This window comes from Paucibacter sp. JuS9 (genome assembly GCF_044043925.2).
Taxonomy (GTDB): domain Bacteria; phylum Pseudomonadota; class Gammaproteobacteria; order Burkholderiales; family Burkholderiaceae_C; genus JAUASW01.
Genome location: NZ_CP194172.1, coordinates 736073 through 759467, shown reverse-complemented (window position 1 = coordinate 759467; position 23395 = coordinate 736073). Strand labels below are relative to the sequence as shown.

Genomic DNA, 23395 nt, shown 5'->3' with positions numbered 1-23395 from the left:
GAACAACAGAGGGTGCCATGAAACGCCTTGCCTGCCTGCTTGTAGTCCTGTTCAGCCTCGCCGCCTGCTCGCCGCCGGCGCCGCCCACGCCGCCAGCTCCGCCAACAGCACCCACAGCACCGGCGCCCGGCGCCTACTTCGACAACACCGGCCGCGATGACACGCTGAGCGGCGGCGTGCGGCAGATCACCATCGACACGCCCAAGGGCAAGTTCAAGGTCTGGACCAAGCGGGTCGGCAACAACCCCAAGATCAAGGTGCTGCTGCTGCACGGCGGCCCGGGCGCCACGCATGAATACTTCGAGGCCTTCGACAGCTACTTCCCCAAGGAAGGCATCGAGTACTACTACTACGACCAGCTGGGCTCCGCCTTCAGCGACCAGCCCAAGGACGGTTCGCTGTGGGAGCTGCCGCGCTTCGTCGAGGAAGTCGAGCAGGTGCGCCAGGCCTTGAAGCTGGACAGCAGCAACTTCTACCTCCTGGGCCACTCCTGGGGCGGCCTGCTGGCCATCGAGTACGCGCTCAAGTACCAGCAGCATCTCAAGGGCATGGTCATCTCCAACATGATGGCCAGCATTCCCGCCTACGCCGCCTATGCAGAGAAGGTGCTGATGCCGGCCATGGACCAGAAGGTGCTCGCGGAGATCAAGGCCATCGAGGCCAAGAAGGATTACGACAACCCGCGCTACATGGAACTGCTGGTGCCGCATTTCTACGTGCACCATATCCTGCGCATGCCGCCAGACCAGTGGCCCGACCCGGTCAACCGTGCCTTCGCCCGCATCAACAAGGAGGTCTACATCCCGATGCAGGGGCCCAGCGAGATGGGCACCAGCGGCAAGCTGGAGAAATGGGACCGCGTGGCCGACCTGGAGAAGATCAAGGTGCCGACCCTGAGCATCGGCGGCCAGCACGACACCATGGACCCCAAGCACATGGAGATGATCGCCACCAAGCTGGGCAAGGGCCGCTACCTGCATTGCCCGCAGGGTTCGCACATGTCGATGTACGACGACCAGGCCACCTACTTCACCGGCCTGGTCCAGTTCATCCGCGACGTGGACAGCGGCAAGTTCTGAAGACTGGAAAGTTCTGGCTTCAGGCCCGTGACTGGGCCGTTGCCCACGGCCCGGTCACACCGTCCAGCTCGCAGTCCCACAAGGCCTGCACGTCCATCGCCTGCTGCAGGCCTTCGCCGTAGACCTTCAGGGCCAGGCTGCGCAGCATGATGACCAGGCCGCGCACGAAGGCGGCGCGGGCCGCGTCGCCTGACACACCCGAGAGCACCGAGGCGTCGAGCTTCACGTAGTCCAGGCCGGCCTGGTAGAGACGTTCGACCTGCATGAGGCCGGCGCCGCAATGCTCCAGGCCCAGCTTGACGCCCAGCGGCCGCAGTTGCCGGCCCAGCTCCTGCAGCAGTTCGAAATGTTGGAGCGCAGCGCCCTCTGCCAGCTCCAGGCCCAGCTTGCGCGCCGCAACGGGTGCCTGCAGCACCAGCTCGCGCAAGTGCGCAACAAAGCTGCCTTCGAGCAGCGAGGCCGGCGCCACGTTGACGCAGCGCTGCTGGCCATCGCGGGCAATCGCTTCCAGCGCCATGCCGACAGCCAGCAAGTCCACCTCGGCAGTCAAGCGGCTGCGAGCCGCGAGCGGCAGCCAGCGGGCGGCGGGCTGGAATTCAGCACGCGCTTCCATCTGCATCTGCAGCGGGCATTCAAGATGCAGGAGCACGCCCTGGCGGTCCAGCACCGGGAACTCCTGCAGCCGCGCACGACGTTCCCGCAGCGCCTCGGTGATCTGGGCGCGCCAGGCTCGCTCGCCTTGCAGCAAGGCCTCGGGCAGCTGCTCGGTTGATGAATCGACGGCGAAACCGCCGCGCGCCTCGGCCCGAGCCAGGGCAGCATCGGCGGCCGCAAACCAGGCGCTGGACCCGCGCGAACGCGGCAACTCCGCCGCGCCCAGTGCGACCTGCAGGCCATGGCCGAAAGCGGGCAGGCTGGCCCGCAACGCGTCGGCAATGGCTGACGCGCTGTCTTGCGCAACACCCGCGGCTGGCAACCACAGCGCGAAGTCGGCGCCGTTCAGTCGGCCAACCAGGCAGCCCGGAACCCGCTCAGGGTAGGTTTGCAGGGCGTGGGCAATTGCCAGCAAGGCCTGGTCCACGGCCCCATGGCCCAGACGTTCATTCAGGCCGGCCAGGTCGCGCAAGCGCAGCAGGATCAGGCCGGCGGCCACCGGGCCTTCATCGCGCGCCAGGGCGGACTCCAGCTCCGCCATGAAATGGCTGCGGTGCGAGAGGCCGGTCAAGGCGTCGCAATGAGCCTGCTGGCGCAAGACCTGAAGCTGCTCGGCCTGCCCATCGAACAAGCCCTTCATTCGCAAGACCATGGTGTTCATGGCCTGCGTCAGGCGCTTGAGCTCGGGCACGCTGGGCTCGGCCACGGTGGCGAACTGGCCGTCCACCACCGACTGTGCCTGCGCCACGGCAAGATCCAGCGGCCGGCGGATGCGGCGCAGCACAGCCAGCGCCAAGGCCACGGCGACAGCGCCGAGGCCTGTCAGCAGAAGTGCCATGCGCAGGCTGCTGCGCCAGAGCTCGTCATGCACATAGGACGAATGGCTTTGCACCTCGACCGTGCCGATGGCATTCCAGCCATTGCTGACCTGGGCCACGCCCGGCGCAGCCGTGATGGGCGCGAGCGATACGAACCAGGCCGGCGCTTGTGCAGGCTTGGCCGAGGCACTGCGCTCCAGGGCCACGTTGCCGTCGGGCTTGCGCAGGACCAGGCGCTGGTAGTGGCCGGTGTCGAACTGCGCCGAGATCGCCAGTTCCATCAGCGCCGCGTCGCCCTGCTGCTGCGAGAGCGCCAGCGCCAGCGATTGCGCGTTGTCGCTGTTCTTCATCTGCAGCTGCGCCTGCAGGAGCTCGCGCAGGGAGGCGGTGGAAAGCGCCACGCTGCCAGCCAAGGCCAGCAGCAGCACGGCCACCAGCAGCATCCACATCTGGCGTATCAGCGACATCTTGTTCCCGTCGTGTTGATGTTGTCGGTCATCATCAGAAGCCCTCGGCCCGCACCTTGGCCAGCAGCTCGCGCCACATCGACAGCCGCGTCAACGGGTCGCCGGTGTTGCGTTGGCCCACACCCTGCCACAGGCCTTCGGCATTGAAACTGAACACCGGCGCCAGGTCGGGCCGCTGCGAAGCCGCCTTCACCTCGCCCTGCAGATTGTCCAGAATCAGCGGCACGCTTTCCGGCTGCGCATAGTAGGCCAAGACCATGTGCGCCTCGGGCTTGCCGTCCAGCATGGCGCGCACATAGACCATGCGCAAGCGCGACTCCGGCACGCCGGCCGAAACGAGGCTGAAATACTTGGCGATCGCAATGTCCTCGCAATCGCCCTTGCCCCTGCTGAGGCTTTCCAGCGGGCTGGCCCAGTAGTCAGGCTGACCCCAGACTTCCTGATCGGCATGGAAGGCGATGCGCTGGTTGATATAGCTGTTGACCAGGGTCAGGCGCGGGCCATCACCCAGGCGGCGGGCCCGCTCGATCATCTGCAGGAGCAACTGCGCTTGCCTCGGTGCGCGCGGGCCGATCCTGGCGGCCGCGTCCATCAGCTGGGCCGGCTCGAGCGCCCAGGCCGGAGCCGCCGTCAGCCCCAAGAGGCAGACAAAGCTCAAGGTCCAGGCAGATCGCAGCCGATTCCCAAGCAAAGCGAGCAAGAATCCTCCAAAGTCGCTGACCGTCGCCCAGACCTGCCAAGGCTTGGCTGGCGATAATCCGGTCACTCTACAGGCAAGACCCAGGCGCCATCGCCGCGGCCGCGCGCCCGACCTGAAATCCCGCATGAAAACTGAAGCCATCCGAGAAGAAATCGACGCTGCGCGCGCGCGCGGTTCGCTGCGCCAGATCGTCATCCCGCCCTGCCCGGAGCTTCTGGCTCGCCTGCAACAAGCGATGGCGCAGGCCGAGCCCGATCTGAACGAGGTGTCCCGCATCGCCAGCGCCGACGTGGCGATGTCGGTCATCCTGATGCGGACCGCGAACAGCCCGGTACACATGGCCGATGGGCAACCCTGCTCCACCGTCGGCCAGGCCATGAACCGCCTGGGCCTGCGCGAGACGGCGGCCATCCTGACCGGCTTCCTGCTGAAGAACGCGATACCGGTGAACAACCCGCAACTGGGCCGTTTCTGGGAGCGCTCGACCAAGCGCGCCATCGCGATGGACTTCATCGCCCGCCAGTTGCCAGGGCTCTCTCCGGGCCTGGCCTATACCTTCGGCCTGTTCTGCCATGTCGGCATGCCGGTGCTGCTGCAAAGCGTGCGCGGCTACGGATCGACCATGATCGAGGCCGGCGCACGCATCGACCGGCCCTTCATCGCCACCGAAAATGCCAACCACAAGACCGACCATGCCGTGGTTGGTGCCCTGGTGGTGCGCGCCTGGAACATGGCGCCCGAGCTGATGGCCGCCATCCGCCTGCATCACGATTTCGTGTCGCTGGGTGACGGCAGCATCCATGCCGAGCTGCACACCCTGGTGGCCGCCGGTCTGGTGGCCGAGCAATTGATGCGCGCCCACGAGGGGCTCGACGCCGATGCCGACTGGAAGCTGCACAGCCAGCGGGCGCTGGACTGGCTGCAGATCGGGCCGGAAGAGCTGGAGCAATGGGACGAGCAATTGCGTCCGCTCTTCGACGAGGCCTGAAGGCCTCGCCCTCTCACATGCTCATGTAAACCACCAGCAGGCCGTAGACCAGCAGCGAGCACAGCGCCACGAACAGCAGGGCAATCGTGCGCAGGAAGGCCGTGGTCTTGCTCAGGCCATAGGTGCCACGCAGCTGCGCGAACATGTGGATAGGCGGCGCGAACATGCTCAGCATCACGACCAGGAAGGTCCAGCCCAGCGCGCCGAGCACGGCCAGCACCGACATCAGCCCGGCCATGAAGCACAGCGAGTACAGCGAGAAGACCGCGTGGTCGAACATGGTGAAGCGGCGGCTGAACGGGAACAGCAACCACAGGAAGGGCAGCGAGATCGGCATCAGGAGGATGGCGAACTTCGCCGCCGCGCCCTTCATCTTGTAGAGCGCCAGCTCCTTGTTCTCGAGCGCATGCTTGATCTTCTTCTCGAAGGCCGCATTGGAAAGCCACGGCACGTTGTCCTTCAGGTTCTTGTGGATGGCGGCCTCGCTGGTGTCGTCGCGCTTGCTTTCGCTCTTGCTTTGGCTGGCCGCTGAATCCGGCCCAACGCTGATCGAGCCGGACACCGGGCTGCTGGCTGAGCCGGTCTGCACAATCACCCCAGCCGTCTGAAGCCCCTCGAGGCGGGCCTTTTCCTCGACCAGTTCCGCCTCCAGGTCAGCGCGCTCGTCCGATTTTTCATCGAGCTTGGCAATGCTCGCCTGCAGCTCGGCCACCCTGGCCCGGCTGGCTTCGATCTTCTTGTCAATCTTCTTCTGAGCCTTGGTCGAGACGAAGGTCTGACCCTTGTCGGTGTTCTCGCTGCTGTCCGTCCCGTTGCTGCTGGTCAGCGAGAAGGTGAAGAACATCAGGAAGATCATGAACAGGAACAGCGGCAGCGGCGCCACATGCCGGGCGCGCTGACCATCGACATAGGCGCGGGTCAGTCGACCGGGATGAACGATGAGCGCCGGCACGGTGCGCCAGGCCTTGGTGTCGAAATGGAAGATACCGTGCAGGAACTCCTCGAACATGTGCAGCAACGAACGATGCACATGACCGACCTGGCCACATTGATGGCAGTAACGACCGGTCAGCGCAGTGCCGCAGTTGGCACAGCTCTGGTGCGGCCGCGCGCTGGCGCCCTCGCCCGACTTGCCCAGCTCGTTGGCGATCACTGCCTCGGCGAGCACCTCGCCTGCCACTTCAATACTCATGCCCAGGGTCCCCCGCTTCTCAACGGCCGCGAGTGTATCGGCCCTCGCACAAGGGCAGGAGAAATACTCTCTTGCATAGCCAGCCCTTGCGCCTATCATGCGCCCGCTCATTTACCGCCCTAGCCCTTGCGGAGCTTGGTTTCTGATGCTCAAGCGCCTTGCCCTGTCCTGCGTGGCCCTGCTGATTGCCGTCGGCGGGGCAATGGCCGCCGACCTCATGCCGGTGCTGGCCAGCCATTGGCTGTCCACCCTGATCATCAGCGGCGCCGTGCTTGGCATGCTGTGGCTGGTGGCCCGGCAACTGCGCAAGCCCGCAGCACAGGGTGCGGGCGATGCGCTGCCCCTCTGGACCACCACGCTTGCCGGCGCCAGCGCTGAATCCATCGCCCGCCTCGAGGCGCTGGCTCGCGACAACGAGCATCTGCAGCAGGAGCTGCTGGCCCGCGGCGAGCAGCTCAAGCAGGTGACCGACGGTGTCCGTCAACGCCGCGAGGCTCAGCAGGTGCGCCGCGAAACCGCCTGAGGCCCCGCGCGCTTCAAGGCTGCAGTTTCAGCATCTGTTCCCACAAGGGTCGATAGACCGGGTTGGCGATGCCCTCGCCATGCGGATTGCCGCCCTCCCTCACCTTTTCCGACAAGGCATGGATCTGCGCTGCCGGCACGCCCTGGCGGCGGTAGATGCGCTCCATGGTCGAGGCCTGCGGCTCGTCCTTGTGGAAGGTGGCATGCCAGCGCTGCGGCGGTGTCAGGCTCTGCCTGGAATACCACTCGGCGATGTCCGCGCCGCTGGAAGCACGATCCCAGCCGCCCGAGAACATGATGACGCCGGCCACGCGGCGCGTCTGCGCGATGAAGCCGGCCATGCCGCCGCCCTGCGACTGGCCGGCCAGCACGATGCGGTCCCAGCGCGGCTCCTCGCCGTCCAGGTATTGCGCCCACTGGCCGGCGGCATCGCTGCGCGCCAGATGCTGGAGCAGGCGTGTGAGGCGCGGCACGATGGCGTCCTCTGGTTTGTCGTCGATCAGGCGCGTGTGCGGCTCGCCCCAGACCCGGTGCTGGCGCATGCGGCCCGCGCACGACGGCTGGGACCGCAAAGTGGCGCCGACACAGACCTGCGACACCGCCACCGAGTTCAGGTAGGTCAGCGAGATCAGCCGATAGCCCTGCTGCAGCACGGTGTCGAAGAGTTGCCGCGGCCCCGGCGATGCACGGCCATTGGTGCCGGGCAGCCAGACAAAGAGCGGCGCCTGCGCCTTCTCGGTGTCATAGGCCACCAGATGCGGTGGCTCGCCGGCGGCGAGGCGTTCGTCCGTCTGCTTCGGCTCGATCAACAGGCGCTGCTCGGCAGCGTTCGCCGACACCAGGCCTGCGAGCAGCAGGCCCGCCAGCAACACTTGAATCTTCCGGGCTGACTTCATTCAGCACACTCCTGTCATGACTGCTGTGGCCATGCCGCGCCGATGGTAGCGGTACGCTGCGTAGACAATGCGCCGCCATGGGTCCCGTCCGCTTCCGCCTTGCCACCCTCCCGCGTCCGCTGCGCTGGGCCCTGCTTGGCCTGTGCTGCCTCGCGCTGGCGCCCATCGCCTGGAAGCTCTATGGCCCCCGGGGGGTCGTTGTGGAAGTGGTGAGCAAGACCTGGCAATACGAAATCGAGGTCGAGCAGCGGGGCCAGGAAACCAACTCCGGCTGGTGCGATGAACTGCCGGCGGACGCACAGGTCCTGGCCCGCCGTGTGACGACCAAGGCCGCGGACGGACGGCCTGCCGGCGGCGAGCATTGCCGCTACACCTCGCCGCAATGGCGGCGGCGCTGGGGCATTCGCAACGAAGGCCAGGCGCCGACACCGCCCAGCTGGCCCAGCCCGAAGCTGGCCAGCGCCGGTGCCGATGGCATGGGCGCCGAGCGGCTGGGCAAGCGGCAAGAACGCTACCTTCTGCAACTTCATGATTCGAGCGGCCGCGACTGGTCTTGCGAACTGCCACAGGGGCAATGGCAGCGCGTGCAGGTGAACGCGAGTTTTCGCATCCTGGTCGACCGCTGGAGCGTGGCCAACTGCGCCAGCCTGCCGTCGTTCTAGTGCCACGGGCTACTGCTGCGCGAGCCAGCGCTTGAAGTCGGCATGGAACTCCGCTTCGCCCAGGCCAAAAGCCTGCTCGAAGGCGGCTGCAGGCTTCTGCCCCTTCTGCCCGGCCAGCCGGTAGTAGGCCACCCAGGAGGGCAGGAAGCGCTCTCCGGTGATGGCCTGCAGATACATGCTCATCAGCCCGGCCATCTGGTAGTTGCCACGCTTCTCTTTCATCATTCGGGTCCAGCCGGACGGCGCCACGTCGACCATGTCGTCGGCCTGCAGGCCGGTCTTGTTGCCGGTGCGCCACCAGTTCAGATTGCGCTCGCGCCAGTTGCGCAAGGCTTCGGCCTCGGCATCATTGATGCGCACCTGCGGCGCCAACAGGTAGGCCATCAGGTCGGCCGTGCCTTCACGCAGCCAGGCCGGCGGGCTGAAGCCGGCATGCCGGTTGTCGAGCTGCTTCTGCAGCTCGTGCGTCAGCTCGTGCAGGGTGGTCTTCACGGCCATGTCATAGGCCGCCGCGCGGTTCTGCCTGGGCGTGAACTTCAGCGCGATCTGGCCGCGGCTGTTGGACAGGCCGCCGCTGACCTCGCCCTGCAGCTCGGCCCGCTCCACGGGCATGCGCATGTCCTCGCGCAGGATCTGCTCGTAGTCGCTGACGCCCGCGGCCACATAGATGCGCGCATCGCGCACCAGGCGCACCTTCAGCACGTCGTTGACCAGGCGGTCGAACTGCGCGCTGGCCTGGCGCACCAGGCCCAGCCAGTCACGCTCCACCTGCCTGGCGAAATCGTCGTAGACATAGCCGCCCATCTGCACGGCCACATGGGCGCGGTCGGGGCGCGCGAGCACCTCATCGTCCAGCGCGAACAGGCGGCAGTTGGCGCCACCCTTGCCCTTGCAGGCTTCCAGGGCCTTGTCCACCGGCCGCAGCGATTCGCTGCCAACGCCCCAATTGCCATCGCTGGCCAGCGCGAGCGCACGTGGCTTGGTGGCCTGCATGAAGGCGGCCCAGGCCTGCTGCAGCTCGGGCTTGTCGCGGCTCACATCGACCTGGGCCAGCGATAGCTTGAGCGGTGCCGGCCTGTCCTCGCCGGCCTCGGCCTGGGCGGCCGCCCCCTGCTCCATCGAAGCCAGCAGCTCGGTGGGCGTGATGTTGAATTGCGCAGCGAAGCTTGCATCCGCATCAAAGCCATCACGCGCGGCCGCCTCCAGATAGGCCTTCATGCGCGGATGGAAGCTGTCGCCCAGGCGCTGCTGCAAGGCCTCGAGGGCCGCCACGCTGAGACGCTGACTCTGGCGGCTGCGCTGCGCCGCCTGCACCATCTGCTCGGCCTTGCGGGCATCCACACCTTCAGGGCGATTGATAGGCGGCTCGGCCGCATGGGGCGGCAGCGGCGGCAACTGCAAGCCGACCACGATCTGGCGGCTCACCGTCTCGGCCAGGCCAGAAGCCAACCAGGTCGGCAGCTTCTTGCTCTGGCCGCCCGCAATTTCATCGATGACGCTGAGCATGCCCTGGCGCAAGGGCTGGCCCAAGGCGCGCTGGCGCAGCTCGGCCTCGCCCATGCCGGCCTCGACCTTGAGAATCAGGCTTGCATTGCCTGCGCCTTCAGGCGCAGCCGCGGTGGGCGTGGCCTGCATCAGGAGCCGCATGCGGCCGTCGAGCTTCACGCCGTACTGCGCCTGCGCGAACGCTTCCAACGCCGCCATGGCTTCGCGGCTGCGCGGCAAGGTCTGCTGGGCCACCAGCTTTGACCAGCGGTCTTCGCCGCCGCTGAAGTGCACCGGGATCTCGGCCCGGGCCGACGACGCTGCCAGGCCCACGAGGGCCGGCAACAGCAAGAGGACGGCGCCAGGCAGGCGCGACTTGAGGGGAGAGAAAACGCTCATGGGCGCGAAGTTTCTCCGCGCCGTGTGAGCGAATTGTTGCTGGGCGCGATCGGTCAGCCCGCCTTTGAGGCCTTCCAGCGCTTCAGGATCTCGGCCTCGTTCTCCGGCGTGAAAGCCATCTTCACGCGGCCCTTCTCCACTTTCAACTGGCCTTGATACCAGGCCAGCGTGTCTGTCACCGTCTGCTCGATCGGGCGGAAACGCATGCCGGCGGCCACCGCACGCTTGTTCTGCCAGGTGTGGAAGCCCTTGGTGTCGCCGTGGTACGGCGCCCAGATCGGGAACTCGATGTCCTGCTGCTTGGCCATGAACTCGCCCGGAATCCAGGTCAGCGTGCTTTGAGCCTTGGTGGCCTTCTGGCAGGCGGCAATCGCGCGGCCCCAGGTCATCGCCTTCTCGGGGCCGATGGCGTTGAACTTGCCGGTCGTGCGGCTCTCGACCATCAGGACCAGCCATTCGGCCAGGTCGCGCACATCGATCAGCTGGAAGGGGTCGGTGGGCGCGCCGGGCACGGCGATCTCGCCGCCCTTGTCGAAGCGCACCGGCCAGTAGGTGAAGCGGCCGGTCGGGTCATCCGGCCCGACGATATAGCCGGGGCGGACGATGGTGGTGCGACCCGGCAGCGCCTTTTCGGCCGCCGCTTCGCAGGCCGCCTTCAGGCCGCCGTAGTTCTCGAAGTTCTTGCCCATCTCCTCGACCTTGGGGTCGGCCAGCACGGCCAGCGGCGCGTCTTCATCGCCGTTGACCGGGTTGGGTTCCTTGTAGCAGGAGATGCTGGAGATGTAGATGTAGTGCTTGACGCGCGGCGCCAGCAGTTCGGCCGAGGCGCCGACCATGCGCGGGTAGTAGCCGGAGTCGTCGATCACCGCGTCCCATTCGCCGGTTTCCAGCGACTTGATGCCCTCGCCCTTCAGAGGGTCGCGGTCGCCCTGGCGCTTCTCGATGTCGGGAAACAGACCCGGGCGCGTGCGGCCACGGTTGAACAGCGTCAGGGTGTGGCCGCGCGCCCGCGCAACCTCGACGATGGCCGGGCCGAGAAAGCCGGTGCCGCCCAGGATCAGGATGCGCTTGGGCGCTGGCGCTGCTGCCGTCACCGGTCCGAGCAGGCTCGCGCCGCTCAATGCAGCGCCGGCTTGCAGGACCTGCCGACGCGAGAAGCTCTTGTTCTTGATGCTCATGTGTGCTCCTTGATGAACTCAACCCGGCCCGCAGAGGCGGGCGAAGAAACCACGGCCGGCGACCGCCGCCGGACCATGCGACCCAGGCGCGCCGCCACCGTTACCCAGCCTCCAGCGCATGCCAATGCAGCAAGTGAAACCGGCACCGCCAGCGCGCTGAAGAAGGCCGGCGCCCAGACGCCCAGGAAATCGCCGCCGCGAAAGACGAAGGTGTCAATGAAGGCCTTGGACTTGTACTTCTCTTCCGGCCCCAGCGGTATGTAGAGGATCTCGCGCGCCGGCCGGTCCACGGCATAGTGGATACCCCGGCGCAGCACCTGCACGAAGGCCAGCATCGCAAAGCTCGGCCACAGCGCCAGCGCGCCGAAACCGAGGGTGGTCAGGATGGGCAGCACCAGCAGCACGCCGGCCACGCCGATGGTGCGGATCAGGCGGCTCGTGATCAGCAGTTGCGTGCACAGCGTCAGCACATTGACCCACAGGTCCAGCCGCGCGAAGGCCGCCGTGCGCTCCGCGCCGGTGGCAAAGGTCTTGGCCACGATCTCGCCCTGGAACAGGTACAGAAAGGTCGTGGTGACCGTGAACAGCAGCATGTAGAGGCAGATCGCCTGCAGGTAGCGCGAGGCCATGATGGCCTTGAAGCCGGCCTTGAAATCAGGCCCCGGCTCGCGCGCCTGCTGGCCGGCATCCGAGGCCTCTGACAGGTGGAACATGCGGCCCAGCCGGCTCATGCAGAGCACGGCCAGCTCCAGCCCGATGACGGCTGTGAGCATCAGGGCCGCAGGCTCGAACTTCACGCCCAGGCTGCCACTGCTGAGCGCCTCGGTCACGGCGGCACCGACAACAGCACCGAGCGTGCCGCCCATCGAGATCATGCCGAACAGGCGCTTGCCCTGATCTTCGGTGAACACATCGGCCATCAGGCTCCAGAACACCGACACCACGAACAGGTTGAAAATGCTCAGCCAGATGTAGAACACATAGCCCAGCGTGGTGCCGCCATGCTCGGGCAGCCAGAAGAACAGCGCTGCGAGCACCAGCAGATTGGCCGCGAAGAAGTGCGAGACCAGCGGGATGAAGCGGCGGCGCTGCATGCGCGAGACGAGGGCCGCGTAGAGCGGATTGACCAGCAGCATCACCACCATCGTGCCGGTCATCAGCCAGGGCAGCTTGTCGGCGCCGCGGGCAATGCCGAAGGCCTCGCGTACCGGCCGCAGCAGGTACAGCGCCATCAGCAGAAAGAAGAAATAGGCCGCCGCCCACAGCAAGGCCCGGCCTTCGCCGGGGCGCAGGAGCACGAGCTTCTGAAGTCTTGATGTCGCGGTCATCATCCCAATCGGTCTTGTTTGACGGCGATTAGAGCTGGGGGTGCGGGGCTTGCGGTTAGTCACGGAGGGTAAACCCCGGGGGACATTGAGGAATCGATGTGCGGCTCTCGGCACTTTGCAGCCGTTCGCGTTGAAGCTCGTTCGCGCTGCCGAGGCCATCGGGTGAGGGCTTGTGCTCCTGTCCCCCGGACCGGGCTTCGCCCGATCCTCCTCCTTTACCTCGCCCAAACCCTCACCCGACACCCTCGGCCGAACCTGCGCATGCCACCAGGCGAAGGCCACAGTGGTGCGGATCAGGTCGGCAGTGGGTTTCCCGAAGCGAGGTAAAGGAGGAGGACCTGGCGCAGCCAGGGCCGGGGGACACGAGCGCAGGGGAACCCGCTGGTGGCCTGATCTTCGACCAACCGAGGAACAAGAAAACGAATGGCAGCAATGTGCCGAAATCCGCCTCCTGGGCCACGCATCAAACAAAAAGCCCGGAACCGTTGCCGGTCCGGGCTTTCATCAGCGAGTGGATCACTTACTTCCGCTGTGGCGGCACATCCGTGCAGCTGCCGTGCGCGATCTCGGCGGCCATGCCGATGGATTCGCCCAGCGTCGGGTGCGGGTGGATGGTCTTGCCGATGTCCACGGCGTCCGCGCCCATCTCGATGGCCAGCGCGATCTCGCCGATCATGTCGCCGGCGTGCGTGCCGACGATGCCGCCGCCGAGGATCTTGCCGTGACCATGGGCCTCAGGGGAATCATCGAACAGCAGCTTGGTGTAGCCCTCGTCGCGGCCGTTGGCGATGGCGCGGCCAGAAGCCGTCCAGGGGAACAGGCCCTTCTTGACCTTGATGCCTTGCGCCTTGGCCTGGTCTTCGGTGAGCCCTACCCAAGCCACTTCCGGATCGGTGTAGGCCACGCTCGGAATCACGCGCGCGTCGAACTGCGCCTTGGCCAGCTTGGCATCGCCGAGCAATTCACCAGCAGCCACTTCAGCGGCGACATGCGCCTCATGCACCGCCTTGTGCGCCAGCATCGGCTGGCCGACGATGTCGCCGATGGCGAAGATGTTGGGCACGTTGGTGCGCATCTGCACATCGACGTTGATGAAGCCGCGATCGGTCACCGCCACGCCGGCCTTGGCGGCCGCGATCTTCTTGCCATTGGGCGTGCGGCCCACGGCTTGCAGCACCAGGTCGTACAGGCCTTCGCTCTTCACGCCTTCCAGCGTTTCGAACTGCACCTTGATGCCTTGCGGCGTGGCTTCGGCACCCACCGTCTTGGTCTTCAACATGATGTTGTCGAAGCGGTGGGCGTTCATCTTCTGCCAGACCTTCACCAGGTCGCGGTCGGCGCCCTGCATCAGGCCGTCGAGCATTTCGACCACGTCCAGACGCGCGCCGAGCGTCGAGTACACCGTGCCCATTTCCAGGCCGATGATGCCGCCGCCGATGATCAGCATCTTCTTGGGCGTGCCGGCCAGGGCCAGCGCGCCGGTCGAGTCGACGATGCGATCGTCGTTCGGCAGGAAAGGCAGGCGCACCGCCGCCGAGCCGGCCGCGATGATCGCCTTCTTGAAGCGCACGGTCTTGCTGGCACCGGTCTTCTCTTGCGCCGTGCCGGTGGTCTCTTCAACCTGCAGATGCTGCGGGTCGAGGAAAGTGCCGTAGCCGCGCACAACCGTGACCTTGCGCATCTTGGCCATGGCATTCAGGCCGCCGGTCAGCTTGGCTATGACCTTTTCCTTGTGGCCGCGCAGCTTGTCGACGTTGACCGTCGGCGCGCCGAAGTCCACGCCCAGGTCGGCCATGTGCGAGACCTCGTCCATCACGGCCGCCACATGCAAGAGCGCCTTGGACGGGATGCAACCCACATTCAGGCAGACGCCGCCGAGCGTGGCATAGCGCTCGACCAGCACGACCTTCAAGCCGAGGTCGGCCGCGCGGAACGCTGCCGAGTAGCCGCCAGGGCCGCCGCCGAGCACGACGACATCACATTCGAGATCGGCGCCGCCGCTGTGGCTGGCAGCCGTCGGTGCAACGACCGGGGCCGCTGCGGGCGCAGCCGCAGCCGGTGCTGGAGCCGGCGCAGCAGCCGCTGCATCCGCGCTTTCCAGCATCAGGAGCACCGAGCCTTCGCTGACCTTGTCGCCGAGCTTGACCTTCAGCTCCTTGACCACGCCAGCGGCGGAACTCGGGATCTCCATCGAGGCCTTGTCGCTCTCGACGGTCACCAGGCTTTGCTCGGCTTTCACCGTGTCGCCGGCTTTCACCAGCAGTTCGATCACGGCCACATCGCTCACGTCGCCGATGTCGGGAACCTTCACTTCGATCAGTGCCATTGCGTGCTCCCGATCAAAGCGCGATGCGGCGGAAGTCCGCCAGCAGCGATGCGAAGTAGACGTTGAAGCGAGCAGCGGCGGCGCCGTCGATCACGCGGTGGTCCCAGCTCAAGCTGAGCGGCAGGATCAGGCGCGGCTGGAAGGCCTTGCCGTCCCACACGGGCTCGATGCTGCTCTTGCAGACACCCATGATGGCCACTTCCGGCGCATTGATGATGGGCGTGAAGTACTTGCCGCCGATGCCGCCCAGCGACGAGATCGAGAAGCAGCCGCCGCTCATGTCGGCCGGGCCCAGCTTGCCGTCGCGAGCCTTCTTGGCCAGGTCGCCCATTTCCTGGCTGATCTGGAAGATGCCCTTCTGGTCGGCATTCTTGATCACCGGCACCACCAGGCCGTTGGGCGTGTCAGCCGCGAAGCCGATGTTGTAGTAGCTCTTCAGCACGAGCTTCTGGGCATCGCCCTCACCTTCCAGCGAGGAATTGAACTCGGGGAACTTCTTCAAGGCAGCCACGGCGGCCTTGATCATGAAGGCGAGCATCGTGACCTTGATGCCGGCCTTCTCGTTTTCCTTGTTGGTCTGCACGCGGAAGGCTTCGAGCTCGGTGATGTCCGCGTCGTCGTGGTTGGTGACGTGCGGGATGACCACCCAGTTGCGATGCAGGTTGGCGCCGCTGATCTTCTTGATGCGCGAGAGTTCCTTGCGCTCGATGGGGCCGAACTTCTCGAAGTCGACCTTGGGCCAGGGCAGCAAGCCGGAGATGCCGCCACCCGAGGCGGAAGCAGCAGGCGCCGCAGCCTTCTGCGCCGCGGTTTGCACCGCGCCGGACATCACGGACTTCACGAAGCCCTGGATGTCGCTCTCGACGATGCGGCCCTTGGGACCGGAGCCCTTGACTTCGGCCAGCGGCACGCCTAGCTCGCGGGCGAGCTTGCGAATGCTTGGCGAAGCGTGCGGCAGAGCGCCCTTGGAGGCGGTGGGGTCGTGCGCCGGTACGGCAGCAACGGGAGCGCTCGCGGGCGCAGCGACAGCCGCAGCCGGTGCGGCAGCAACAGCAGCGGGCTGAGCGGGTGCGGCAGCGGCCGGCGTGGCCGGCGCAGCAGCGCCCTGCACTTCCAGCACTGCGAGCACGGAGCCCTTGGCGACCTTGTCGCCGAGCTTGACCGTCAGCGACTTGATCACGCCAGCATGCGAGCTCGGGATCTCCATCGAGGCCTTGTCGCTTTCGACGGTGATCAGGCTCTGCTCGACCTTGACGGTGTCGCCGACCTTGACCATCACTTCGATCACGGCGACTTCGTCGAAGTCACCGATGTCCGGAACGCTGACCTCGACAGAGCTCATACCGGCGCTTGTCTGCGAAGGAGCGGCCGCAGTGGGCGCTGCCGGCGGCGGTGCGGCCGGAGGAGGTGCAGCAGGCGGTGGCGCGGCCACTTCGGCGGCGGTTGCAAACGTCGGTACCGCCGCTGTCGCGGCGTCCGCCTCCAGCACCAGCAGCAAGCTGCCTTCGCTGACCTTGTCGCCCAGTGCGATCTTGATTTCCTTGACCACGCCGGCGGCGCTGCTCGGAATTTCCATCGAGGCCTTGTCGCTCTCCACGGTCACCAGGCTCTGCTCGAGCTTGACCGTGTCGCCGATCTTGACCATCAGCTCGATCACCGCGACGTCGCTGACGTCGCCGATGTCGGGAACCTTCACTTCAACCAATGCCATGTCTTGTCTCCGTGCGGCCGATCAGGCGTACAGGGGGTTGATCTTGTCGGCATTGATGCCGTACTTCACGATGGCTTCGGCCACCTTGGCTGCAGGCAGCTTGCCTTCATCGGCCAGGGACTTCAGCGCCGCCACGACGATGTAATGGCGGTTGATCTCGAAGTGCTCGCGCAGCTTGGAGCGGAAGTCCGAGCGGCCGTAGCCGTCGGTGCCCAGCACCTTGTACGAACGGCCGGCGGGGATGAAGGCGCGGATCTGCTCGGCGTAGTTCTTCATGTAGTCGGTCGAGGCAACCACCGGGCCGCTGGTCTTGCTGAGCTGCTGCGTCACGAAGGGCACGCAGGCCAGTTCGGTGGGGTGCAGCAGGTTCCAGCGCTCGGCATTCTGGCCGTCGCGGGCCAGCTCGTTGAAGCTCGGGCAGCTCCACACATTGGCGCCGATGCCCCACTCTTCTTCCAGCAGCTTCTTGGCCGCCTGGCTTTCGCGCAGGATGGTGCCGGAGCCCAGGAGGTTGACCTGCACTTGCGTCGGTGCAGCCTCTTCGAGCAAATACATGCCCTTCAGGATCTGCTCTTCCGTGCCCTGCTTCAGGCCCGGCATCGCATAGTTCTCGTTCAGGAGCGTCAGGTAGAAGTAGACGTTCTCCTGGTTCTCGACCATGCGCTTCAAGCCACTGTGCATGATGACGGCGACTTCATGCGCGAAGCTCGGGTCGTAGGAAATGCAGTTCGGGATGGTGCCGGCCAGGATGTGGCTGTGGCCGTCTTCATGCTGCAGGCCTTCGCCGTTCAGCGTGGTACGCCCCGAGGTGCCGCCCAGCAGGAAGCCGCGCGCCTGCATGTCGCCCGCCGCCCAGGCCAGATCGCCGATGCGCTGGAAGCCGAACATCGAGTAGTAGACATAGAACGGGATCATCACGCGGTTGTTCGTCGAGTACGACGTGGCCGCAGCGATCCACGAGGCCATGCCGCCCGCTTCGTTGATGCCTTCCTGAAGGATCTGGCCGGCCTTGTCCTCGCGGTAGTACATCACCTGGTCCTTGTCGACCGGGGTGTAGAGCTGACCCTTGGGGTTGTAGATGCCGATCTGGCGGAACAGGCCTTCCATGCCGAAAGTGCGGGCCTCGTCCACCAGGATGGGCACCACGCGCGGGCCGAGGTCCTTGTCGCGCAGCAGCTGCGTGAGGAAGCGGACATAGGCTTGCGTCGTCGAGATCTCGCGGCCTTCGGCGGTCGGCTCGAGCACGGCCTTGAAGGTGTCCAGCGGCGGCACGGTGAAGCTCTCGTCGGTCTTCGCGCGACGCTGCGGCAGGTAGCCGCCGAGGGCCTTGCGGCGCTCGTGCAGGTAGCGCATTTCCGGGGTGTCATCGGCCGGCTTGTAATACGGCAGCTTGGGCAGCTCGCTGTCCGGAATCGGGATGCCGAAACGGTCGCGGATGTACTTGATGTCTTCGTCGCTCAGCTTCTTGGTCTGGTGGACGGTGTTCTTGCCTTCACCGGCCTTGCCCATGCCATAGCCCTTGACGGTCTTGACCAGCAGGAGCGTCGGTTGGCCCGAATTGTTGTTGTGTGCCGCGTGGAAGGCAGCGAAGACCTTTTCCGGCTGGTGGCCGCCGCGGCGCAGCTCGAAGATTTCTTCGTCGGTCATGTGCTCCACGAGCTTGGCCGTCTCGGGGTACTTGCCGAAGAAATGCTTGCGGACGTAGGCGCCGTCGTTGGCCTTCATGGCCTGGTAGTCGCCGTCCACGGTTTCCATCATCAGCTGCTTCAACTTGCCGCTCTTGTCGCGTGCCAGCAGCTCGTCCCAGCCCTTGCCCCAGATCAGCTTGATGACCTTCCAGCCGCTGCCGCGGAACTCGCCTTCCAGCTCCTGGATGATCTTGCCGTTGCCACGCACCGGGCCGTCCAGGCGCTGAAGGTTGCAGTTGACGATGAAGACCAGGTTGTCCAGGCCTTCGCGCGCCGCCAGGCCGATGGCGCCCAGCGATTCGGGTTCGTCCATCTCGCCGTCGCCCATGAAGGCCCAGACCTTGCGGTTGGCCGTGTCGGCGATGCCGCGGGCATGCAGGTACTTCAGGAAGCGGGCCTGGTAGATGGCCATCAAGGGGCCGAGGCCCATCGAGACGGTGGGGAACTGCCAGAACTCGGGCATCAGCTTCGGGTGCGGGTAGCTCGAGAGGCCCTTGCCGTCGACTTCCTGGCGGAAGCTGTCGAGCTGCTCTTCGGACAGGCGGCCTTCCAGGAAGGCGCGGGCGTAGATGCCGGGCGAGCTGTGGCCCTGGATGTAGAGCAGGTCGCCGCCGTGGCCTTCGCTCTCGGCGTGCCAGAAGTGGTTGAAGCCGGCGCCGAGCATCGAAGCCAGCGAGGCGAAGGAACCGATGTGGCCACCCAGGTCGCCGCCGTCAGCCGGGTTCAGGCGGTTGGCGCGCACGACCATGGCCATGGCGTTCCAGCGCATGTAGGCGCGCAGGCGCTTTTCGATCTCGATATTGCCGGGGGTGCGAGCCTCCTGGTCGGCGGGAATCGTGTTCACATAGGGCGTGGTAGCCGAGAAAGGCACGTCGATGCCGGACTGGCGGGCATGGTCGATCAGCTGATTCAGCAGGAAGTGAGCGCGCTCGCCACCTTCCTCGCCAATGACGGCAGACAGGGCGTCCAGCCATTCCTTGGTTTCGAGGGCGTCGGTGTCATTGGCGGCTGCGCCTAGGAAGGACTGGGGCTGCGCGGACATGCTGTCTCCTTGTCTCGTATGTCGTGTGTCTTTAGAGGGTGTACTCGAAAAGCTCGGCCGGGAGTTTCCCACAACTCATTTCTATTTCCAAATCGTGCGATAGCGTTTCGCATTGCGATATTTCAATGGTTTGCCCGCCCGGAGGGCCTGCAGATCGCACCCCGATAATTCGGCCCATGCCTTTTGACTTGAAGAGCGCGGCCTCGCGCTTGCTCACCCCCACCCAACGCCAGCTGACCGGCTGGTGGCGCCGCCAGTCGCCGTCGCGCCAGGACCGCTTTGCCACGCTGGGCCCGCTGATCTCCGTGCTGCTGTTCCTGGCCGCCATCATTGCGGCCTTCTGGTATCTGCGGAACGAGGAAATCGAACGCGAATCGGAAGCCGTCAAGCGCGACACCGAGATCGTCCAGCAGCAGCTGCGGCTGCGGCTCTCCGAGAACCAGCAGCAGCTGACCCAGATCGCGCGCGACATCGTGAGCCGCGGCATCGACACGGCCGAGTTCCGCGCCCAGGCGAGCAGCTTTGCCCGCGACCGCCAGGAGCTGACGCAGATCACCTGGCTCAATGCCCGCCGCGAGCGCCGGGCCAGCGTCAGTGGCGCCGGCTTCCAGACCGACAGCCAGGCCAGCGACAGCGGCCCCGATCCCTCGCTGCCGGCGGTGGCCGCCAACGGCCAGCCCAATGCCGCTGAGCTTGCCTTCCAGATCGTCAAGGAAAAGCGCCGCGAGCATTACTCGGCGTCCTTCAGCGATGCCAACAACACCGCCGTGTTCCAGCTCCATGTGCCGGTGCTGGACCGCAACAACTTCCATGGCGTGCTGGTCGCCGAATACTCGGTCGAGTCGCTCCTGCGCTACTACGTGCCCCACGAGGTCAGCAACCGCCATGCGATTGCCGTCATCGACGCGCGGGACCAGGTGCTCTTCAGCACCGTCACCCAGATGCCGGGCCAGCGCTTCCAGCGCACGCCGATCTTCAAGGAGCTGCCCCTGCCGTCGAACAACGGCCTGGTGCTGCGCGGCCAGGGCTATCGCACCTCCATCGGCCTGATCTCCAATACGCTGTTCTGGATGGTGGTGGCCCTCTCGGTGCTGACCGTCTGGATGCTGCTGGGCACCTGGAAGCACATGCGCCGGCGCATGCACATCCAGAGCGCCCTGATCAACGAGACGAATTTCCGCCGCGCCATGGAGAACTCCATGCTCACCGGCATGCGCGCCATGGACATGGATTCGCGCATCTCCTATGTGAACCCGGCCTTCTGCGCGATGACCGGCTTTTCAGAGGCCGAGCTGATCGGACGCAAGCCGCCCTTCCCTTACTGGCCGCCAGATCGCTACGAGGAAAACGCCCGCCTCCTGCAACAGGAAATCCAGGGCCGCAGCCCGGCCGGCGGCGCCGAAGTGAAGGTGATGCGCAAGGACGGCACCATCTTCGACGCCCGCATGTATGTGAGCCCGCTCATCGACCCCAAGGGCAAGCAGACCGGCTGGATGACCTCGATGACCAACATCACCGAGGCCAAGCGGGTGCGCGACCAGCTCAGCGCCTCGCACGAGCGCTTCACCACGGTGCTCGAGGGCTTGGACGCCGCGGTGTCGGTGCTCTCGGTCCAGCAGAGCGAGCTGCTGTTCGCCAACCGCAGCTACCGGCTCTGGTTCGGTGCCGACCCGAGCGGCCACGCCATGCTCGCGGGCAGCCAGATGGCGGCCGAGTCCGACGAGGCGGTGGACGACTACAGCGGCCTGCCCGCCCAGCACCTGACCGAGATCGGCTCCGACCCGCGCGAGGTCTTTGTCGAGTCGCTGCAGATGTGGTTCGACGTGCGGGCGCGCTACCTGCAGTGGACCGACGGCCGTCTGGCGCAGATGCTGATCGCCACCGACATCACCGCCCGCCGCCATGCCGAGGAGCAGCAGGCCCTGGCCGCCGCCAAGTCACAGGTCACCAGCCGCCTGATGACGATGGGCGAGATGGCCTCCAGCGTGGCCCACGAGCTGAACCAGCCGCTCACCGCCATCACCAACTACTGCAACGGCATGGTCTCGCGCGTGCGCGACGACAACATCCGCAAGGAAGACCTGCTGACCGCACTGGAGAAGACCGCCAAGCAGGCCCAGCGTGCCGGCCAGATCATTCACCGCATCCGCAACTTCGTGAAGCGCAGCGAGCCGCAGCGCCAGCCGAGCAGCGCCACCGAGATCGTGGAGGACGCGGTCGAACTTGCCGGCATCGAATTGCGCCGCCGCAATGTCGCGATCCATTCGTATGTCGCACAACGGCTGCCGCAATTGCTGGTCGATCCGATCCTGATCGAACAGGTCTTGATGAACCTGCTGAAGAACGCTGCCGAAGCCATCGACAACGCCGGCTTGCCCACTTCGCGCCGCCACATCGAACTGCGTGTGGTGCCCAAGCACACCCCGGAATTAGGGGGGCACGTCGAGTTCTCGGTGACCGACATGGGCCCGGGCCTGCCGGACGAAGTCATAGAGCGGATGTACGAGGCATTCTTCTCCACAAAGTCCGATGGCATGGGCATTGGCTTAGGGTTATGCCGGTCTATCGTCGAGTCCCACCAGGGCCGGATCCGTGCTGAGAACCTCTACAATGGCGCGGCCATCGTGGGGTGCAGGTTCGCCTTCACCATCCCGGTCGATATTCCACGCCCCGAGCCCTCGGGCAATGCATTGAACACTGCTGCTACACCATGAGCTTGATTCCGAAGAAGGGCAACGTCTACGTTGTCGACGATGACGAGGCCGTGCGCGATTCGCTGCAATGGCTGCTTGAGGGCAAGGACTACCGCGTCAAGTGTTTTGACTCGGCCGAATCCTTCCTCAGCCGTTACGACCCCCGCGAAGTCGCCTGCCTGATCGCCGACATCCGCATGGATGGCATGAGCGGCCTGGAACTGCAGGACCGCCTGCTGGAGCGCCGCAGCCCGCTGCCGGTGGTCTTCATCACGGGCCACGGCGACGTGCCGATGGCCGTGCAGACCATGAAGAAGGGCGCGATGGACTTCATCGAGAAGCCCTTCAAGGAAGACGAGCTCCTGGCCCTCGTCGAGCGCATGCTCGACCAGGCCCGCGAAGCCTTCTCCAGCCACCAGGAAGCCGCCAGCCGCGACGCGCTCTTGAGCCGCCTCACCACGCGTGAAGCGCAGGTGCTGGAGCGCATCGTCGCCGGCCGCCTGAACAAGCAGATCGCCGACGACCTGGGCATCTCGATCAAGACCGTCGAGGCCCACCGCGCCAACATCATGGAAAAGCTCAACGCCAACACCGTGGCCGATCTGCTCAAGATCGCACTCGGCGCACCGGCCAAGGCCTGATACCCACGCTTACCCCCCACGAGGCCGCTGCGAGACAGCGGCCTCTTGCATTGAGGAGTTCCAAATGACTGCACAGTTGATCGACGGCGTTGCGCTGTCAAAGCAAGTCCGTACCGAAGTTGCGCAGCGCGCCGCCGCCCTCACCGCCAAGGGCGTCAAGCCCGGCCTGGCCGTCGTTCTGGTCGGCGACAACCAGGCCAGCCAGGTCTATGTGCGCAACAAGGTCAAGGCCTGCGAAGACGCCGGCCTTCACTCGGTGCTGGAGAAGTACGAAGCCACGATGAGCGAGGCCGATCTGCTGGCACGCGTCGAAGCGCTCAACAACGATCCCGCCATCCACGGCATCCTCGTTCAGCTGCCGCTGCCCAAGCACATCGACGACCACAAGGTCATCGAGGCCATCTCACCCGAGAAGGACGTGGACGGCTTCCACGTCGCTTCGGCCGGCGCCCTGATGGTGGGCGAGAAGGGTTTCAAGGCCTGCACGCCCTACGGCTGCATGAAGATGCTGGAGAGCATCGGCATGAAGGACTTGAAGGGCAAGCACGCGGTCGTGATCGGCCGCTCCAATATCGTCGGCAAGCCCATGGCCATGATGCTCTTGCAGGCCAATGCCACCGTCACCGTCTGCCACAGCGGCACGGCCGACCTGGGCGCAATGACACGCCAGGCCGACGTGGTCGTGGCCGCCGTGGGCAAGCGCAATGTGCTCACCGCCGACATGGTCAAGCCCGGCGCCGTCGTGATCGACGTGGGCATGAACCGCAACGATGAAGGCAAGCTCTGCGGCGACGTCGATTTCGACGGCGTGAAAGAGGTGGCCGGCTGGATCACCCCGGTGCCGGGTGGGGTTGGGCCCATGACCATCACCATGCTGCTGGTGAACACCTTAGAGTCCGCAGAACGTGCCGCTTCCTGAGCTCAAG

17 protein-coding genes are annotated in these 23395 nt (G+C 65.8%); 7 read left to right on the top strand and 10 right to left on the bottom strand.

Annotation, left to right across the window (positions count from 1 at the left end; all coding sequences use genetic code 11):
• The first annotated feature begins 17 nt into the window (after nucleotides 1–17).
• Complete coding sequence (locus ABT392_RS03275; protein WP_395386622.1) at nucleotides 18–1079, top strand: proline iminopeptidase-family hydrolase; 1062 nt, start codon at nucleotides 18–20, stop codon at nucleotides 1077–1079.
• A gap of 19 nt (nucleotides 1080–1098) precedes the next feature.
• On the opposite strand, the gene ABT392_RS03270 is transcribed toward ABT392_RS03275, so the two are convergent.
• Together ABT392_RS03270 and ABT392_RS03265 are read right to left on the bottom strand one after the other, a co-directional pair.
• Nucleotides 1099–3018 carry a bifunctional diguanylate cyclase/phosphodiesterase gene (locus ABT392_RS03270; protein ID WP_395386623.1) on the bottom strand — a complete coding sequence of 640 codons (1920 nt, stop codon included), beginning with the start codon at nucleotides 3016–3018 and terminating at the stop codon, nucleotides 1099–1101.
• Between the two features lie 34 nt (nucleotides 3019–3052).
• On the bottom strand, nucleotides 3053–3676 hold the full coding sequence (locus tag ABT392_RS03265) for a transglutaminase-like cysteine peptidase (RefSeq protein WP_334278682.1): 624 nt from the start codon (nucleotides 3674–3676) through the stop codon (nucleotides 3053–3055).
• A 166-nt stretch (nucleotides 3677–3842) separates the two neighbouring features.
• Between ABT392_RS03265 and ABT392_RS03260 the strand changes: the two genes are divergently transcribed.
• Nucleotides 3843–4706, top strand: a complete 864-nt coding sequence (locus ABT392_RS03260) for an HDOD domain-containing protein (protein ID WP_334278681.1) — start codon at nucleotides 3843–3845, stop codon at nucleotides 4704–4706.
• Between the two features lie 13 nt (nucleotides 4707–4719).
• Here ABT392_RS03260 and ABT392_RS03255 read toward each other — a convergent pair whose 3' ends face one another.
• On the bottom strand, nucleotides 4720–5898 hold the full coding sequence (locus ABT392_RS03255; protein WP_395386624.1) for a DUF3667 domain-containing protein: 1179 nt from the start codon (nucleotides 5896–5898) through the stop codon (nucleotides 4720–4722).
• 145 nt (nucleotides 5899–6043) lie between these two features.
• On the opposite strand from ABT392_RS03255, the gene ABT392_RS03250 reads away from it, so the two are divergent.
• Nucleotides 6044–6421 carry a hypothetical protein gene (locus ABT392_RS03250; protein WP_334278679.1) on the top strand — a complete coding sequence of 126 codons (378 nt, stop codon included), beginning with the start codon at nucleotides 6044–6046 and terminating at the stop codon, nucleotides 6419–6421.
• A 13-nt stretch (nucleotides 6422–6434) separates the two neighbouring features.
• On the opposite strand, the gene ABT392_RS03245 is transcribed toward ABT392_RS03250, so the two are convergent.
• A complete protein-coding gene (locus tag ABT392_RS03245; protein WP_334278678.1) occupies nucleotides 6435–7316 on the bottom strand; it encodes a BPSS1187 family protein in 882 nt (293 codons plus the stop codon).
• A gap of 77 nt (nucleotides 7317–7393) precedes the next feature.
• On the opposite strand from ABT392_RS03245, the gene ABT392_RS03240 reads away from it, so the two are divergent.
• Nucleotides 7394–7978: a hypothetical protein gene (locus ABT392_RS03240; protein WP_395386625.1), complete on the top strand. Its 585-nt coding sequence runs from the start codon at nucleotides 7394–7396 to the stop codon at nucleotides 7976–7978.
• Nucleotides 7979–7987: 9 nt separating this feature from the next.
• Here the strand turns inward: ABT392_RS03240 and ABT392_RS03235 are convergent, their stop codons facing one another.
• The 6 genes from ABT392_RS03235 to aceE all read right to left on the bottom strand — a co-directional run bounded on the left by ABT392_RS03235 (nucleotide 7988) and on the right by aceE (nucleotide 19135).
• Nucleotides 7988–9862: a hypothetical protein gene (locus ABT392_RS03235; protein WP_464970906.1), complete on the bottom strand. Its 1875-nt coding sequence runs from the start codon at nucleotides 9860–9862 to the stop codon at nucleotides 7988–7990.
• Nucleotides 9863–9915: 53 nt separating this feature from the next.
• On the bottom strand, nucleotides 9916–11040 hold the full coding sequence (locus ABT392_RS03230; RefSeq protein WP_395386627.1) for a Rossmann-fold NAD(P)-binding domain-containing protein: 1125 nt from the start codon (nucleotides 11038–11040) through the stop codon (nucleotides 9916–9918).
• A complete protein-coding gene (locus ABT392_RS03225) occupies nucleotides 11037–12371 on the bottom strand; it encodes an NTP/NDP exchange transporter (RefSeq protein WP_464970905.1) in 1335 nt (444 codons plus the stop codon). Before ABT392_RS03225 ends, ABT392_RS03230 begins: the two co-directional genes overlap by 4 nt.
• Before the next feature lie 517 nt (nucleotides 12372–12888).
• On the bottom strand, nucleotides 12889–14694 hold the full coding sequence (gene lpdA / locus ABT392_RS03220) for a dihydrolipoyl dehydrogenase (protein ID WP_395386629.1): 1806 nt from the start codon (nucleotides 14692–14694) through the stop codon (nucleotides 12889–12891).
• Between the two features lie 13 nt (nucleotides 14695–14707).
• Nucleotides 14708–16405: a dihydrolipoyllysine-residue acetyltransferase gene (gene aceF, locus ABT392_RS03215; protein ID WP_395386630.1), complete on the bottom strand. Its 1698-nt coding sequence runs from the start codon at nucleotides 16403–16405 to the stop codon at nucleotides 14708–14710.
• A gap of 21 nt (nucleotides 16406–16426) precedes the next feature.
• A complete protein-coding gene (gene aceE, locus ABT392_RS03210; RefSeq protein ID WP_395386631.1) occupies nucleotides 16427–19135 on the bottom strand; it encodes a pyruvate dehydrogenase (acetyl-transferring), homodimeric type in 2709 nt (902 codons plus the stop codon).
• Nucleotides 19136–19311: 176 nt separating this feature from the next.
• Here aceE and ABT392_RS03205 point away from each other — a divergent pair, with 176 nt between their 5' ends.
• The 3 genes from ABT392_RS03205 (at nucleotide 19312) to folD (ending at nucleotide 23388) form a co-directional block, all read left to right on the top strand.
• Entirely contained in the window at nucleotides 19312–21849 is a 2538-nt protein-coding gene (locus ABT392_RS03205; RefSeq protein ID WP_334278668.1) for a PAS domain S-box protein, read from the top strand.
• A complete protein-coding gene (locus ABT392_RS03200) occupies nucleotides 21846–22469 on the top strand; it encodes a response regulator transcription factor (RefSeq protein ID WP_334278667.1) in 624 nt (207 codons plus the stop codon). Before ABT392_RS03205 ends, ABT392_RS03200 begins: the two co-directional genes overlap by 4 nt.
• 64 nt (nucleotides 22470–22533) lie before the next feature.
• Nucleotides 22534–23388, top strand: coding sequence for a bifunctional methylenetetrahydrofolate dehydrogenase/methenyltetrahydrofolate cyclohydrolase FolD (gene folD / locus ABT392_RS03195; protein ID WP_334278666.1), 855 nt, complete (start codon nucleotides 22534–22536; stop codon nucleotides 23386–23388).
• Nucleotides 23389–23395 lie beyond the last annotated feature (7 nt).